The organism is Streptomyces sp. M-16 (assembly GCF_052114405.1).
GTDB lineage: Bacteria > Actinomycetota > Actinomycetes > Streptomycetales > Streptomycetaceae > Streptomyces.
This window is the reverse complement of sequence record NZ_JBFRER010000119.1, coordinates 23,523-38,039: the sequence shown is the minus strand read 5'-3', so window position 1 is coordinate 38,039 and position 14,517 is coordinate 23,523. Positions and strand designations below refer to the sequence as shown.

Genomic DNA, 14,517 nt, shown 5'->3' with positions numbered 1-14,517 from the left:
CGCGAGCGCCGGGCCCCGGCCCGCGGCCGGCGCCGCCGGGCGGGCGCTGCTCGTCGCCTTCGGCGTGGCCGCCGCCGTGGACCTCGGCGCGCTGCTGGCCGGCTGGCACCTCGGGCACGTGATCGCCAAGCCGCTGCTGATGCCGCTGCTGGTGGCCCACGTCCTCACCCGCCGTGCCCCCCGCCTGCTGATCGCCGCCCTGCTGTTCGGCTGGGGCGGCGACCTCGCCCTGCTCTTCGACGCCGAGCCCGCCTTCCTCGTCGGCATGGGCTCCTTCGCCGCCGGGCACGTCTGCTACCTCGTGCTCTTCGGCCGCGGCCGGACGAGCCCCGCGCTCGGGGGCGCGTACGCCCTCGCCCTCGTCGGGACCGTCGCGCTGCTCTGGGGGGACCTGCCGGCCGGCCTGCGCGTCCCCGTCGCCGGGTACAGCCTGCTGCTCACCGCCATGGCCTACCGCTCCAGCGCGCCGGGCCGTACCGCGGGCATCGGCGGCGCGCTGTTCCTGCTCTCCGACACCCTCATCGCGACGGGCGTCGCCGAGTGGCCCCAGCCGCCCCGCCCCGACTTCTGGATCATGGCCACCTACCTGGGGGCCCAGTACCTGCTGGCCGTGGGGACGATCGCACCGGCGCAGGCGTACCGTAGGGAAGTCATACAAGACTCAACCAACTGATCCGGAGGGCTGCACCACCATGCGCGCCACCGTCATCCACGCCCCGCACGACATCCGCGTGGAGGAGGTGCCCGACGCTGCGATCCAGCGCCCCGAGGACGCCGTCGTCCGCGTCCTGCGCGCCTGCATCTGCGGCAGCGACCTCTGGGCCTACCGCGGCGAGGCCGCGCGCCAGCCCGGCCAGCGGATCGGGCACGAGTTCCTCGGCATCGTCGAGGAGACCGGCTCCGCCGTCTCCGGCCTGCGCGCCGGGGACCTGGTCGTGGCTCCCTTCATGTGGTCCGACGGCACCTGTGACTACTGCTCCGAGGGCCTGTACACCTCCTGCGTGCACGGCGGCTTCTGGGGCTCGGTCGGCCACGACGGCGGCCAGGGCGAGGCCGTCCGCGTCCCGCACGCCGAGGGCACCCTGGTCAAGCTGCCGGCCGAGGCCGTCTCCGACGACCACCTGCTGACCGGCCTGCTGGCGCTCTCCGACGTCATGGGAACCGGCCACCACGCCGCCCTGGGCGCGGGGGTCCGCAAGGGCTCCACGGTCGCCGTGGTCGGCGACGGCGCGGTCGGGCTGTGCGGCGTCCTGGCCGCCAAGCGGCTCGGCGCCGAGCGGATCATCGCCCTCGGCCGGCACACCGTCCGTACCGACATAGCCAAGCTCTTCGGCGCCACCGACGTGGTCGCCGAGCGCGGCGAGGCCGCCGAGGCGGCCGTCCGCGAGCTGACCGGGGGGCAGGGCGCGCACGCCGTCATCGAGGCGGTCGGCACCGAGGAGTCCATGCGGACCGCCGTGAACATCACCCGCGACGGCGGCGCCGTCGGCTACGTCGGCGTGCCGCACGGCAGCGGCACCGGCCTCGACCTCGGTGTGATGTTCGACCGCAACATCTCCCTGCGCGGCGGTGTGGCGCCGGTCCGCGCGTACATCCCGGAGCTGCTGGAGGACGTGCTGAGCGGGGCCATCGACCCGGCGCCGGTCTTCGACCGCGCCGTGTCCCTGGACGAGGTCCCGGACGGCTACCGCGCGATGGACGACCGCAGCGCCCTCAAGGTCCTGATCAAGCCCTGAAGGTCCTGATCACGCCCTGACGCGCAGGTGCGGGCGGGCCGGGCGGGGGAGCACCCCGCCGGCCCGCCCGCGACCCTCGCTACTTGACGGCCTTGAGCGCGTCGACCACGCCCGCGCCGTAGTAGCCGGTCTGGCCCCACTTGGCCTTGCAGGTGGCGGCGTCGATCAGGTTGCCGGTGCCGTCGTAGATCTTGTCCGGGCAGGCCGTCTTCGTGGCCTGGCCCTTGAGCATCGCCTGTATCTGCGCGGGCGTGGCCCACGGGTGCGCGCTCTTGATCAGGGCCGCGACGCCCGCGACGTGCGGGGTGGCCATCGAGGTGCCCTGCTTGTAGCCGTAGCCACCGCCCGGCAGGGTGGACAGCACCCGGCCGTTGGCGTCGGGGGTGGCCGGGATCTGCCACTTGTCGCCGCCGGGGGCGGCGACGTCGACGACGCCGAGGCCGTAGCTGGAGTAGTACGAGCGCAGGCCCTTGTCGCCGGTCGCGCTGACCGTGACGACGCCGGGCAGCTGCGCGGGCAGGTCCAGGCAGACCTTGGGGTCGATGGTGCGGGGCCCGGGGGTGGCGTCGTCCGGGCTGGTCCCGTCGAGGATCGAGTCGGCGGCCAGGTCGAAGTTCTCGTTGCCCGCCGCGGCCACGTTCAGGACGCCCTTGCGCTCCGCGTACCGGGTGGCCCGGGTGAGGGACTCCACCAGCGCCTTCTGGTCGTCGTCCGTCTTGCAGTTGAACATCCACGGGTCGACGTAGTAGCTGTTGTTCGTCACCTCGATCCCCTTCTCGGCGGCGAACATGAAGCCGCACACGACCGCCTCGGTGAAGAACAGGCTGGTCCCGGGCTCGCTCACCTTGATGCCGGCGACCTTCACGCCCGGCGCGACGCCGCTGACGCCGATGCCGTTGCGCGGGGCGGCGATGGTGCCCGCCACGTGCGTGCCGTGGTCACTGCCGTCGGGGTACGGGCGCCAGGCGCCGTCCGTGGTGTCCGCGACGCCGCCCACGCAGTTGGCGGACTGGCTCTTGGAGAAGTTGGCGGCCAGATCGGGGTGGGTGTCGTCGACACCCGTGTCGATGACGCCCACGGTGACGTCCGGACTGCCATCGTTGATCTTGTGAGCCTGGTCGGCCTTGATCGCGCGCAGGTCCCACTGGTTGGACTCCAGGGGCTCCTGCCCGGGCTCGGCCTGCGCGGCCGCCTTGGCGGCGTCCGCCGCGCTCAGCTTCTGGGTCGTGCCCTCCTCGGTCGTCTGCACCGTCTGGAGGGGGGCCGTCCGGGTGGCGCCCACCGACACGAAGAGGCTGCGCTGGGCGCGCAGCTGCTTGGCGAAGTCGGGGTTCTGGGAGTGTGCGACGACGACGCCGATCTGCTCGTACGACGTCACCACCGTTCCACCGGCCTGCTCGATGGCCTTCCTGGCCTGCTTGGCCGTCCCGTACGCGGTCAGGTTCGCCACGTACGACAGCTTCGGGCCGGTGGCGGAGGCGGGCTTCGCGGCCGTCGCCGGGCCCGCCGTGTCGCTCAGCGGTGCGGCCGAGGCCGCGACCGAGGGCAGGAAGGCGAGCGAGGCGGTGAGCGCCAGGCCTACCGGAACGGCGAGTGCTCGCCGGCGGCCGTGTCCCAGATGCGCCATGGGTTCTCCACATCATCCGTGAAAAAGCCGTCCGCACGCGGTCGCGTCGGACGGGTACATGACACGCGAACCTAGCGTTGACGTTCCCTTCTGCGCCATCAGTTCGAGGAATCGGTTTTCAAAGAATCGGCGGATGTTGAACCGTCGCGACACGCCGGCCGTGCCGTTGACAGGGGGGATCAGCACCACCGTCCCCCCACACGGAGGTTGTTTTGTCCGTCGTCCCCACCGCACCCGCGTCACAAGGAGAGCCCCCCGTGACCACCGAAGCAGCGCCGCCCCACGGCGGCGCGGGACCGGCCCCGGCCCACCCCTCGGCAGAAGAGTTCACGCGCGTCCAGCAGAGCCCCGAATTCGCCGAACTGCGCAGCTCCTACCGGTCCTTCGCCTTCCCGCTGACCGTGGCCTTCATCGCCTGGTACCTGCTCTACGTGCTGCTGTCCAACTACGCGGGCGGCTTCATGGGGACCAAGCTCTTCGGCAACGTCAACGTCGCCCTCGTCCTCGGCCTCGCCCAGTTCGCGACGACCTTCCTGATCGCCTGGCTCTACTCGCGGCACGCCGCCGCGAAGCTCGACCCCAAGGCCCGGGCCATCAAGCAGGAGATGGAGGCCGGGGCATGAGCGCCGTCCCGCAGCTGGCCGCACAGCTGACACCGCAGGTGACCCCGCGGCTCACCCTCGCCGCAGGCGCGAGCGAGCACCGCCCGCTGATCATCACCCTGTTCGGCCTGTTCGTCGTCGCGACCCTCGTCATCACCGTCTGGGCCGGCCGCCAGACCAAGGACGCCGCCGACTTCTACGCGGGCGGCCGCCAGTTCACCGGCTTCCAGAACGGCCTGGCCATCTCCGGCGACTACATGTCCGCCGCGTCCTTCCTGGGCATCGCCGGAGCCATCGCCCTCTTCGGCTACGACGGCTTCCTCTACTCCATCGGCTTCCTCGTCGCCTGGCTGGTGGCCCTGCTCCTCGTCGCCGAGCCGCTGCGCAACTCCGGCCGCTACACGATGGGCGACGTCCTCGCGTACCGGATGCGCCAGCGGCCCGTCCGCACCGCCGCCGGCACCTCCACCATCGTGGTCTCGATCTTCTACCTGCTCGCCCAGATGGCCGGAGCGGGCGTCCTCGTCTCCCTGCTCCTGGGCATCACCAGCGACGGCGGCAAGGTCGCCGTGGTCGCCCTGGTCGGCCTGCTGATGATCGTCTACGTGACCGTCGGCGGCATGAAGGGGACCACCTGGGTCCAGATGGTCAAGGCGGTGCTGCTCATCGCGGGCGCCCTGCTGATCACCTTCCTGGTGCTGCTGAAGTTCGACTTCAACATCTCCGCCCTGCTCGGCCAGGCCGCCGAGAACAGCGGCCAGGGATCGAAGTTCCTGGAGCCCGGCCTCAAGTACGGCAAGGACGGGCTCACCAAGCTCGACTTCATCTCGCTGGGCCTGGCCCTGGTCCTCGGCACCGCCGGCCTGCCGCACATCCTGATCCGCTTCTACACCGTCCCCACGGCCAAGGCCGCCCGCAAGTCCGTGAACTGGGCCATCGGCATCATCGGCGCCTTCTACCTGATGACCATCGCCCTCGGCTTCGGCGCCGCCGCCCTCCTCAAGCGGGCCGACATCCTGGCCTCCAACAAGGCGGGCAACACCGCGGCCCCGCTGCTCGCCCAGGAGATCGGCGGCGGCGCCGGCTCCACCGGCGGCGCGGTCCTGCTCGCGGTCATCTCCGCCGTCGCCTTCGCCACCATCCTCGCGGTCGTCGCCGGCCTCACCCTTGCCTCGTCCTCGTCCTTCGCGCACGACATCTACGTCAACGTCATCCGCAAGGGCCGGGCCACCGAGAAGGAGGAGATGCGCGCCGCCCGCTGGTCCACCGTGGTCATCGGCGCCGCCGCCATCGCCCTCGGTGCCCTCGCCCGCGACATGAACGTCGCCGGCCTGGTCGCGCTCGCCTTCGCGGTCGCCGCCTCCGCCAACCTCCCGACCATCCTCTACAGCCTCTTCTGGAAGCGCTTCACCACCCAGGGCGCGCTGTGGTCCATCTACGGCGGCCTGATCTCGGCGGTCGGCCTGGTGCTGTTCTCACCGGTCGTCTCCGGCAAGCCCACCTCGATGTTCAAGGACGCCGACTTCTACTGGTTCCCCCTGGAGAACCCCGGGATCATCTCCATCCCCCTCGGCTTCCTCCTCGGCTGGCTCGGAACCGTACTGTCCAAGGAGGAGGCGGACCCCCGGAAGTTCGCCGAACTGGAGGTCCGCTCCCTCACCGGAACAGGGGCTCACTGAGATACACCGAACACCCAGCGTGGCCGCGTCGTAGTTCCGTACGACGCGGTCACGCCACGTCTCGTTCCTTTGGGCCTCCCTCCCGGTAACAACCGTCGCGTAGGCTCGAAAGCAGCGCTTCCGCTCACCTGCGACTGCGCCGAGCTCTACGAATCCGGACAGGGGAGGGGGCCGTCAATGCTTCTCGACACCTACGGCCGCGTGGCCACTGACCTGCGCGTCTCACTCACCGACCGGTGCAATCTGCGCTGTACGTACTGCATGCCCGAGGAAGGCCTGCAGTGGCTCGGCAAGTCCGACCTGCTGAGCGACGAGGAGATCGTCCGGCTGGTCCGCATCGCCGTCACCCACCTCGGGATCACCGAGGTCCGCTTCACCGGCGGCGAGCCCCTGCTGCGCCCCGGCCTGGTCGGGATCGTCGAGCAGTGCGCGGCCCTGGAGCCCCGCCCCCGGATGTCGCTGACCACCAACGGCATAGGTCTCAAGCGCACCGCACAGGCGCTCAAGGCCGCCGGCCTGGACAGAGTGAACGTTTCCCTGGACACCCTGCGCCCCGAGGTCTTCAAGACCCTCACCCGCCGCGACCGCCACCACGACGTCATCGACGGAATGGCGGCCGCCCGCGAGGCCGGCCTGACCCCGGTCAAGGTCAACGCCGTCCTCATGCCGGGGCTCAACGACGACGAGGCCCCCGACCTGCTGGCCTGGGCCGTGGAGAACGAGTACGAGCTCCGCTTCATCGAACAGATGCCGCTGGACGCCCAGCACGGCTGGAAGCGCGACGGCATGATCACCGCCGGGGACATCCTGGAGTCCCTGCGCACCCGTTTCACGCTCACCGAGGAAGGCGCCGACGAACGCGGTTCCGCCCCCGCCGAGCGCTGGGTGGTCGACGGCGGCCCGGCCACCGTCGGGGTCATCGCCTCCGTCACCCGCCCCTTCTGCGGGGCCTGCGACCGCACCCGGCTCACGGCCGACGGCCAGGTCCGTACGTGCCTGTTCGCCACCGAGGAGTCGGACCTGCGCGCCGCCCTGCGTTCGGGCGCCCCGGACGAGGAGATCGCCCGCCTGTGGAAGGTGGCGATGTGGGGGAAGAAGGCCGGCTCCGGCCTCGACGACCCGTCCTTCCTCCAGCCCGACCGCCCCATGTCGGCGATCGGCGGCTGAGCCCGGCGGCGGCTGCGCCCGGCCGCCGGAGCCGCCACGAGGCGGCCCCGAGCCCGCCGCGAGGCCGTCCCCACCCGCCCGAGCCCGCCTCCAGGCGGCTTGGAGCGGGCCCCGGCGGGTCCTCAGGGGCGTTCCGAGCCCTCGGGCTGCTCCCACTCGTCGAGCTTCACGACGTCCTTGAGGAAACCGCGGACCCCCAGGAACTGCGAGAGGTGTTCGCGGTGCTCCTCGCACGCCAGCCAGGTCTTGCGCCGCTCCGGCGCGTGCAGCTTCGGGTTGTTCCACGCCAGGACCCAGACCGCCGCGTCACGGCAGCCCTTGGCGGAGCAGGTGGGGATGTCGGCTTCGGAGCCGGAGGAGCCGGAGAAGAAGTCAGGGGAGTTCACGGCCTCAACCCTACAAACGGAAGGGCGACGCCGGGCAGCCACGGGGGGAGCTGCCCGGCGTCGGTCCGTCGCTCCGACGGGGGATGCGGAGCGCGTAGGCAGTATGTCACGCAGGACCGGGTGAGGTGCACCGGAACTTCATGATTGATCTGAGGTTTTATTGAGGTTTCCGGCCTCCAGTGCGGGGCGCACGGGGGTCGGCACGAAGTGCGAGGGCAGCGAGGGGGTCGACTCGCGCCCCGCGTTGGCGATGACCACGGCGATGTAGGGCAGCAGCAGGCCCGCGGCGAGCGTCACGATCGCCACGTGGCGTTCCACGTTCCACAGGAGGACGGTGGCGACCACCGACAGGGTCCTGATCGTCATCGAGATCACGTACCGGCGCTGCCGTCCCCGCACGTCCTCTTCGAGGCCCATCCGGGCCCCGGTGATCCGGAAGACCTCGGCCCCGTTCCGCTTCGTCCGCTGCACGTTCCACCACCCGATCCACCCGCCGGACACTCCCCGGCCCGCAACCCTTCCACCGTACGCCGCCCCCGTCGAGCCGAGGAGAGGGGGTGTCCCTCCGATGGCGCCGTCCGGCATGCGAGCGGGGCCGGACGGATCGACACTGGGCGCACATGCGCACGACGCGCCACGAGGAGGCTCGACATGCAATGGTTGTGGGCGATCATCGTAGGCTTCGTACTGGGCCTCATAGCCCGGGCCATCCTGCCGGGCAAGCAGCACCAGCCCCTCTGGCTGACCACCCTCTTCGGCATCCTCGGCGCGCTCCTCGGCAACGCCGTCGCCGGGTGGCTCGGTGTCGGGGAAACGAGGGGCATCGACTGGATCAGGCACCTGCTCCAGCTGGCCGGGGCGGTCCTGATCGTCGGGCTCGGCGACGTGGCCTACAAGGCGCTGTGGGGCGGCAGCCGCCGGACCGCGTGACGCCGCCCATGACGAAAGGGCCGGTCCGGACGATTCGCGTCCGTACCGGCCCCTCGTCACGTCGGCCCGCCGGCCGGCGTCAGACGCCGGTGACCTCGACCGCCGCCAGGTTCTTCTTGCCGCGCCGCAGCACGAGCCACCGGCCGTGCAGCAGGTCCTCCGGGGCGGGGACCGCGTCCTCGGCGGTGACCTTCACGTTGTTCACGTAGGCGCCGCCCTCCTTCACGGTCCGACGGCCCGCGGACTTGCTGGCGACCAGTCCGGTCTCCGCGAGCAGGTCCACGACCTGCCCGAGCTCGGCGACCTGGGCGTGCGGCAGCTCGGAGAGGGCCGCGGCCAGCGTGGCCTCGTCCAGCTCCGTGAGCTCGCCCTGGCCGAACAGCGCCTTCGACGCGGCGATCACGGCGGCGCACTGGTCCGCGCCGTGCACCAGCGTGGTCAGCTCCTCGGCCAGCGCCCGCTGGGCGGCGCGCGCCTGCGGCCGCTCGGCGGTCTGCGCCTCCAGCGCCTCCAGCTCCTCGCGGGACTTGAAGGACAGGATCCGCATGTAGGTGGAGATGTCCCGGTCGTCCACGTTCAGCCAGAACTGGTAGAACGCGTACGGGGTGGTCATCTCCGGGTCCAGCCAGACGGCCCCGCTCTCGGACTTGCCGAACTTGGTGCCGTCCGCCTTGACCATCAGCGGGGTCGCCATCGCGTGGACGTGCGCCTCCGGCTCCACCCGGTGGATCAGGTCGAGCCCGGCCGTCAGGTTGCCCCACTGGTCCGAGCCGCCCTGCTGGAGGGTGCAGCCGTAGCGGCGGTACAGCTCCAGGAAGTCCATGCCCTGGAGCAGCTGGTAGCTGAACTCGGTGTAGCTGATGCCCTGGTCGGACTCCAGCCGCTTGGCGACCGAGTCCTTGGTCAGCATCTTGTTGACGCGGAAGTGCTTGCCGATGTCCCGCAGGAACTCGATGGCGGACATGCCCGCCGTCCAGTCCAGGTTGTTCACCATCAGCGCCGCGTTCTCGCCCTCGAAGGACAGGAACGGCTCGATCTGCGAGCGCAGCCGGTTCACCCAGTTCGCGATGGTCTCCGGGTCGTTCAGCGTCCGCTCGGCGGTCGGGCGCGGGTCGCCGATCTGACCGGTGGCCCCGCCGACCAGCGCCAGCGGCCGGTGGCCGGCCTGCTGGAGCCGGCGCACGGTGAGCACCTGCACCAGGTGCCCCACGTGCAGCGAGGCCGCCGTCGGGTCGAAGCCGCAATAGAAGGTGACGGGACCGTCCGCGAACGCCTTGCGCAGCGCTTCTTCGTCGGTGGACTGGGCGAAGAGCCCACGCCACTTCAGTTCGTCGACGATGTCCGTCACGGTCTCTCGACTCCTTCGATGTCTGAAAATGCCGTGCTCAGTCTAGGTGGGTCACACGCCCTTGCTGACCGAGCTCATGTTGAAGTCCGGGATGCGAAGCGCCGGCATCGCGGCCCGGGTGAACCAGTCGCCCCACTCGCGCGGCAGGGTCTTCTCGGTCCGGCCGGCCTCCGTGGCCCGCGAGAGCAGGTCCACCGGGGACTCGTTGAACCGGAAGTTGTTGACCTCGCCCGTGACCTGTCCGTCCTCCACCAGATAGACGCCGTCCCGGGTCAGGCCGGTGAGCAGCAGGGTGGCCGGGTCGACCTCGCGGATGTACCAGAGGCAGGTCAGCAGCAGGCCCCGCTCGGTGCCCGCCACCATCTCCTCCAGCGACTTGTCCCCGCCCCCGTCCAGGATGAGGTTCCCGAAGGACGGGGAGAGCGGCAGGCCGGTCAGGGCCGCGCTGTGCCGGGTCGTGGTCAGCCGGGCCAGCTCGCCGCCGCTGATCCACTCGGTCGCCGGGACCGGCAGGCCGTTGTCGAACACCGAGGCGTCGTCGCCGGAGCTGTGCGCGATCACGAAGGGCGCCGACTCCAGGCCGGCCGCGTGCGGGTCGCTGCGCAGGGTCAGCGGAAGCCGCGAGAGCTCCTCGCCGATCCGGGTGCCGCCGCCGGGCTTGGAGAAGACCGTACGGCCCTCCACCGCGTCCCGGGCCGCCGTCGACCACATCTGGTAGATCAGCAGGTCCGCCACGGCCGTGGGCGGCAGCAGGGTCTCGTACCGCCCGGCGGGCAGCTCGACCTTGCGCTCCGCCCAGCCCAGGCGGACGGCCAGCTCCGCGTCCAGCACGGTCGGGTCCACGTCCTTGAAGTCCCGGGTGGCGCGGCCGGCCCAGGCCGAGCGGGAGCGGTCCGGGGACTTCGCGTTCAGCTCCAGCGTCCCGTTGGGCTGGTCGTGGCGCAGCCGCAGCCCCGTGGAGGTGCCGACGTACGTGGTGACCAGCTCGTGGTTCGCGAACCCGTACAGCTCCCGCCCGCCGGCGCGGGCCCGGGCGAAGGCCTCGCCGAGGGCCGGGGCGAAGTCCGCGAACACCGCCGAGGAGGTCTCGGCGGGGGCGTCGGTGAAGTCGGGCGAGGCCGGGGTCCCGGTCACCAGCGGCTGGGCGTCCTCGGCGGGACCGGCCCCGCGCGCGGCCGCCTCCGCGGCCCGCACCAGCGGCTCCAGATCGGCGGCGGTGACGGCGGAGCGCGAGACGACCCCCGAGGCCGTGCCCTCCTTGCCGTCGACGGTGGCGATGACCGTCAGGGTGCGGCCGCGGGTGACGCCGTTGGTGGTGAGCGCGTTGCCCGCCCAGCGCAGGTTGGCGCTGGACTCCTCGTCGGCGATGACGACGCAGCCGTCGGCGGTGGACAGCTCCAGGGCGCGCTCGACGATCTCGTGCGGCTTCGTTCGGCTCATCGGCCGGCCTCCTGCGTGGTGTTCAGGATGTTCACATCGCGGAACAGGGCGGACGGGCAGCCGTGGGAGACCGCCGCGACCTGCCCCGGCTGGGCCTTGCCGCAGTTGAAGGCGCCGCCCAGCACGTAGGTCTGCGGGCCGCCGACCTTCTCCATCGAGCCCCAGAACTCGGTCGTCGTGGCCTGGTAGGCGACGTCGCGCAGCTGCCCGGCCAGCCGGCCGTTCTCGATCCTGTACGCCCGTTGCTGCGTGAATTGGAAGTTGTAGCGCTGCATGTCGATCGACCAGGAGCGGTCGCCGACCACGTAGATCCCGCGCTCCACCCCACCGATCAGGTCCTCGGTGGACAGCCCGCCCGGATCCGGCCGGAGCGAGACGTTGGCCATCCGCTGGACGGGCACGTGCCCGGGGGAGTCGGCGTAGGCGCAGCCGTTGGAGCGCCCGAGGCCCGTGAGCTTCGCGATCCGCCGGTCCGTCTGGTAGCCGGTCAGGGTGCCGTCCTTGACCAGGTCCCAGCTCTGCGCCTCGACGCCCTCGTCGTCGTAGCCGATGGTGGCCAGGCCGTGCTCGGCGGTGCGGTCGCCCGTCACGTTCATGACCGGGGAGCCGTACCTGAGCTTGCCCAGCTGGTCGAAGGTGGCGAAGGAGGTCCCCGCGTACGCGGCCTCGTAGCCCAGTGCCCGGTCGAGCTCGGTGGCGTGGCCGATGGACTCGTGGATGGTCAGCCACAGGTTGGACGGGTGCACGACCAGGTCGTAGCGCCCGGCCTCGACGCTCGGGGCCCGCATCTTCTCGGCGAGCAGGGCGGGGATCTCCTCCAGCTCGGCGTTCCAGTCCCAGCCGGTGCCCGTCAGGTACTCCCAGCCGCGCCCGGCGGGCGGGGCGATGGTGCGCATGGAGTCGAACTCGCCGGTGGTGGCGTTCACGGCGACGGCGGTGAGCTGCGGGTGGATCCGCACGCGCTGCTGCGTGGTGGAGGTGCCCGCGGTGTCGGCGTAGAACTTGTTCTCGTGCACGGCGAGGAGCGAGGCGTCCACGTGCGCGACGCCGTCGGCGGCCAGCAGCCTGGTGCTCCAGTCGGCGAGCAGGGCCGCCTTCTCGGCGTCCGGCACCGAGAAGGGGTCCACGTCGTAGGCGGAGATCCAGGTCTTGTCGGCGTGCACCGGCTCGTCGGCGAGTTCGACGCGCTCGTCGGAGCCGGCGGCCTTGATCACCTGGGCGGACAGCTTCGCCATGGCGACGGCCTGGGAGGCCACCTTGGCGGCGGCGTCCATGGTGAGGTCCACGCCGGAGGCGAACCCCCAGCTGCCGCCGTGCACCACCCGGACCGCGTAGCCGAGGTCCGTGGTGTCGGAGCCGCCGGAGGGCTTGGCGTCGCGCAGGCGCCAGGAGGCGCTGCGGATCCGCTCCAGCCGGAAGTCGGCATGGTCGGCGCCCAGCGCGCGGGCCCGGGCGAGCGCCGCGTCGGCGAGCGCCCGCAGGGGCAGCGCGGTGAAGGCCGCGTCGATGGAATGGGCCACGGAAATCCTCCCGGGGTCGGGGCAGGTCGCCCCGATCATGTCGCGCCCGGGGCTCTGGTGCCTACATCTTTCTGTAGGGACTCGACATACCCCGTCGCGAGGCCCTGTCGGAGCCCGATTCTCCGGATGCCGGAGCAGACCTATAGGTTTTTGGTATTCAGACAGCTAGCGAAAGGGTGATCCGTTGAGCCGCTCGGTTCTCGTCACCGGAGGTAACCGGGGCATCGGCCTCGCCATCGCCCGAGCCTTCGCCCAGGCCGGCGACAAGGTCGCGATCACGTACCGCTCGGGAGAGCCGCCGCAGGAGCTCACCGACCTCGGCGTACTGTCGGTGCGCTGCGACATCACCGACTCCGAGCAGGTGGAGCAGGCCTACAAGGAGATCGAGGCCAAGCACGGCAACGTGGAGGTGCTGGTGGCCAACGCCGGCATCACCAAGGACACGCTGCTGATGCGGATGTCCGAGGAGGACTTCGCCTCCGTCGTCGACACCAACCTCACGGGCACCTTCCGCGTGGTCAAGCGCGCCAACCGCGGCATGCTCCGGGCGAAGAAGGGCCGTGTGGTCCTGATCTCCTCGGTCGTGGGCCTGCTGGGTTCCGCGGGTCAGGCCAACTACGCCGCCTCGAAGGCCGCGCTGGTGGGCTTCGCGCGCTCCCTCGCCCGCGAGCTGGGCAGCCGCAACATCACCTTCAACGTCGTGGCCCCGGGCTTCGTGGACACCGACATGACGAAGGTGCTCACCGACGAGCAGCGTGCGGGCATCGTGTCGCAGGTGCCGCTGGCCCGCTACGCGCAGCCCGAGGAGATCGCGGCCGCCGTGAGCTTCCTGGCGTCCGATGACGCCGCGTACATCACCGGAGCCGTCATTCCCGTTGACGGCGGATTGGGCATGGGTCACTGATCACCATGAGCGGAATTCTCGACGGCAAGCGCATCCTCATCACCGGGGTGCTGATGGAGTCGTCCATCGCCTTCCACACCGCGCGACTGGCCCAGGAGCAGGGCGCCGAGGTCATCCTCACGGCGTGGCCGCGCCCTTCGCTGACCGAGCGGATCGCCAAGAAGCTGCCGAAGCCGGTCAAGGTCATCGAGCTCGACGTCACCAACGACGAGCACCTGGCCCGCCTCGAAGGCCTCGTCCGCGAGGAGCTCGACGGCCTCGACGGCGTCGTGCACTCCATCGGCTTCGCGCCGCAGGACGCGCTCGGCGGCAACTTCCTGAACACCCCGTTCGAGTCGGTGGCCACCGCCATGCACGTCTCGGCGTTCTCGCTGAAGTCGCTGGCCATGGCCTGCAAGCCGCTGTTCCCGGCGGAGGGCGCGGCCATCGTCGGCCTCACCTTCGACGCGCAGTTCGCCTGGCCGCAGTACGACTGGATGGGCCCGGCCAAGGCGGCGCTGGAGGCCACCAGCCGCTACCTCGCCCGCGACCTGGGCAAGGAGAACATCCGCTGCAACCTGGTCTCGGCCGGCCCGCTCGGCTCGATGGCCGCGAAGTCCATCCCCGGCTTCTCGGACCTGGCGGACACCTGGAACCACCGCTCCATGCTGGAGTGGGACATGAGCGACCCGGAGCCGACGGCCTCTCCGGGAGGCACGGCCACCGCCGTTTTCGCGGTCCGGCACCGGGGGAGCGGGGGTTCGTTCGATCAGATTTTCGCCGTCCGGCCGGATCTTCCCGAGTCGAAAACCAGGACAGATGCCTGCAAACTGACCTCGTCGGGATCTTCCCGGCTGCTTCGGGGAGGAGGTACGGGCGTGCGCGCGAGGCGGAGCCGAGCGGTATCGCTGCTGTTCACCTCGGTGGTCCTGACCGGACTCCTGATCCCCGGAGCCACCGCGCAACCCGGCGGCCCGGACCCGGGCGCGGGGTCCGAAGCGGCCGCCCCGGCCACCGTGGACCTCGCCGACATCCCGGCCGAACCCCCCGTCCGGCCCGCGCCCGCCGTGACCCCGGAGCTGTTCGGCGCCGACTGCGACACCGAGATCGACGGCTCGCAGGTGACCGCGTACTGCCACAACGGCTACCCCGAGACCGACCTGCTCCGCCTCCACGTGGAGTGCGAGCTCTGGTGGGAC

13 protein-coding genes and 1 pseudogene are annotated in these 14,517 nt (G+C 71.2%); 8 read left to right on the top strand and 6 right to left on the bottom strand.

What is annotated here, in order from left to right; genetic code table 11:
• Positions 1-46 precede the first annotated feature (46 nt).
• Both AB4039_RS34910 and AB4039_RS34905 read left to right on the top strand, forming a co-directional pair.
• Positions 47-673, top strand: coding sequence for a lysoplasmalogenase (locus AB4039_RS34910; protein WP_266841543.1), 627 nt, complete (start codon positions 47-49; stop codon positions 671-673).
• A 19-nt stretch (positions 674-692) separates the two neighbouring features.
• A complete protein-coding gene (locus AB4039_RS34905; RefSeq protein ID WP_442272634.1) occupies positions 693-1,736 on the top strand; it encodes a zinc-dependent alcohol dehydrogenase family protein in 1,044 nt (347 codons plus the stop codon).
• Positions 1,737-1,815: 79 nt separating this feature from the next.
• Here AB4039_RS34905 and AB4039_RS34900 read toward each other — a convergent pair whose 3' ends face one another.
• Complete coding sequence (locus tag AB4039_RS34900) at positions 1,816-3,363, bottom strand: S8 family serine peptidase (protein WP_266838341.1); 1,548 nt, start codon at positions 3,361-3,363, stop codon at positions 1,816-1,818.
• A 257-nt stretch (positions 3,364-3,620) separates the two neighbouring features.
• On the opposite strand from AB4039_RS34900, the gene AB4039_RS34895 reads away from it, so the two are divergent.
• The 3 genes from AB4039_RS34895 (at position 3,621) to moaA (ending at position 6,811) form a co-directional block, all read left to right on the top strand.
• Entirely contained in the window at positions 3,621-3,986 is a 366-nt protein-coding gene (locus AB4039_RS34895) for a DUF485 domain-containing protein (RefSeq protein ID WP_266838340.1), read from the top strand.
• Positions 3,983-5,644 (top strand): solute symporter family protein, encoded by a 1,662-nt coding sequence (locus AB4039_RS34890; RefSeq protein ID WP_442272633.1) that lies wholly within the window; start codon positions 3,983-3,985, stop codon positions 5,642-5,644. Before AB4039_RS34895 ends, AB4039_RS34890 begins: the two co-directional genes overlap by 4 nt.
• A 177-nt stretch (positions 5,645-5,821) precedes the next feature.
• Positions 5,822-6,811 carry a GTP 3',8-cyclase MoaA gene (gene moaA / locus AB4039_RS34885; protein ID WP_266838338.1) on the top strand — a complete coding sequence of 330 codons (990 nt, stop codon included), beginning with the start codon at positions 5,822-5,824 and terminating at the stop codon, positions 6,809-6,811.
• Between the two features lie 122 nt (positions 6,812-6,933).
• Here moaA and AB4039_RS34880 read toward each other — a convergent pair whose 3' ends face one another.
• Both AB4039_RS34880 and AB4039_RS34875 read right to left on the bottom strand, forming a co-directional pair.
• Positions 6,934-7,197 (bottom strand): hypothetical protein, encoded by a 264-nt coding sequence (locus tag AB4039_RS34880; RefSeq protein WP_266838337.1) that lies wholly within the window; start codon positions 7,195-7,197, stop codon positions 6,934-6,936.
• Positions 7,198-7,335: 138 nt separating this feature from the next.
• A complete protein-coding gene (locus AB4039_RS34875) occupies positions 7,336-7,668 on the bottom strand; it encodes a DUF3099 domain-containing protein (RefSeq protein ID WP_266838336.1) in 333 nt (110 codons plus the stop codon).
• 180 nt (positions 7,669-7,848) lie between these two features.
• Between AB4039_RS34875 and AB4039_RS34870 the strand changes: the two genes are divergently transcribed.
• Complete coding sequence (locus tag AB4039_RS34870) at positions 7,849-8,127, top strand: GlsB/YeaQ/YmgE family stress response membrane protein (RefSeq protein WP_266838335.1); 279 nt, start codon at positions 7,849-7,851, stop codon at positions 8,125-8,127.
• Positions 8,128-8,206: 79 nt separating this feature from the next.
• Here AB4039_RS34870 and tyrS read toward each other — a convergent pair whose 3' ends face one another.
• Genes tyrS through AB4039_RS34855 form a run of 3 tightly spaced genes read right to left on the bottom strand, consistent with a single transcriptional unit; the run spans position 8,207 to position 12,474 of the window.
• Positions 8,207-9,475 (bottom strand): tyrosine--tRNA ligase, encoded by a 1,269-nt coding sequence (tyrS, locus tag AB4039_RS34865; protein WP_266838334.1) that lies wholly within the window; start codon positions 9,473-9,475, stop codon positions 8,207-8,209.
• A 51-nt stretch (positions 9,476-9,526) separates the two neighbouring features.
• Positions 9,527-10,915 (bottom strand): metallopeptidase TldD-related protein, encoded by a 1,389-nt coding sequence (locus AB4039_RS34860; RefSeq protein WP_442272632.1) that lies wholly within the window; start codon positions 10,913-10,915, stop codon positions 9,527-9,529.
• The gene (locus AB4039_RS34855) at positions 10,912-12,474 is read right to left on the bottom strand and encodes a TldD/PmbA family protein (protein WP_442272631.1); all 1,563 of its coding nucleotides are present in this window, start codon (positions 12,472-12,474) and stop codon (positions 10,912-10,914) included. The genes AB4039_RS34860 and AB4039_RS34855 overlap by 4 nt, the downstream gene beginning before the upstream one ends.
• A gap of 145 nt (positions 12,475-12,619) precedes the next feature.
• On the opposite strand from AB4039_RS34855, the gene fabG reads away from it, so the two are divergent.
• Positions 12,620-13,339: a 3-oxoacyl-[acyl-carrier-protein] reductase gene (fabG, locus tag AB4039_RS34850; RefSeq protein ID WP_030233503.1), complete on the top strand. Its 720-nt coding sequence runs from the start codon at positions 12,620-12,622 to the stop codon at positions 13,337-13,339.
• Between the two features lie 5 nt (positions 13,340-13,344).
• A pseudogene (gene fabI / locus AB4039_RS34845) lies at positions 13,345-14,016 on the top strand (enoyl-ACP reductase FabI); the annotation flags it as partial.
• Positions 14,017-14,517: the final 501 nt, after the last annotated feature.

Bases quoted from the DNA above. Each gene is read 5' to 3' on its own strand.
- AB4039_RS34890 (WP_442272633.1), top strand. From the start codon at position 3,983: ATGAGCGCCGTCCCGCAGCTGGCCGCACAGCTGACACCGCAGGTGACC.
- AB4039_RS34860 (WP_442272632.1), bottom strand. From the start codon at position 10,915: ATGAGCCGAACGAAGCCGCACGAGATCGTCGAGCGCGCCCTGGAGCTG.
- moaA (WP_266838338.1), top strand. From the start codon at position 5,822: ATGCTTCTCGACACCTACGGCCGCGTGGCCACTGACCTGCGCGTCTCA.
- AB4039_RS34855 (WP_442272631.1), bottom strand. From the start codon at position 12,474: ATGATCGGGGCGACCTGCCCCGACCCCGGGAGGATTTCCGTGGCCCAT.
- AB4039_RS34900 (WP_266838341.1), bottom strand. From the start codon at position 3,363: ATGGCGCATCTGGGACACGGCCGCCGGCGAGCACTCGCCGTTCCGGTA.
- AB4039_RS34870 (WP_266838335.1), top strand. From the start codon at position 7,849: ATGCAATGGTTGTGGGCGATCATCGTAGGCTTCGTACTGGGCCTCATA.
- AB4039_RS34905 (WP_442272634.1), top strand. From the start codon at position 693: ATGCGCGCCACCGTCATCCACGCCCCGCACGACATCCGCGTGGAGGAG.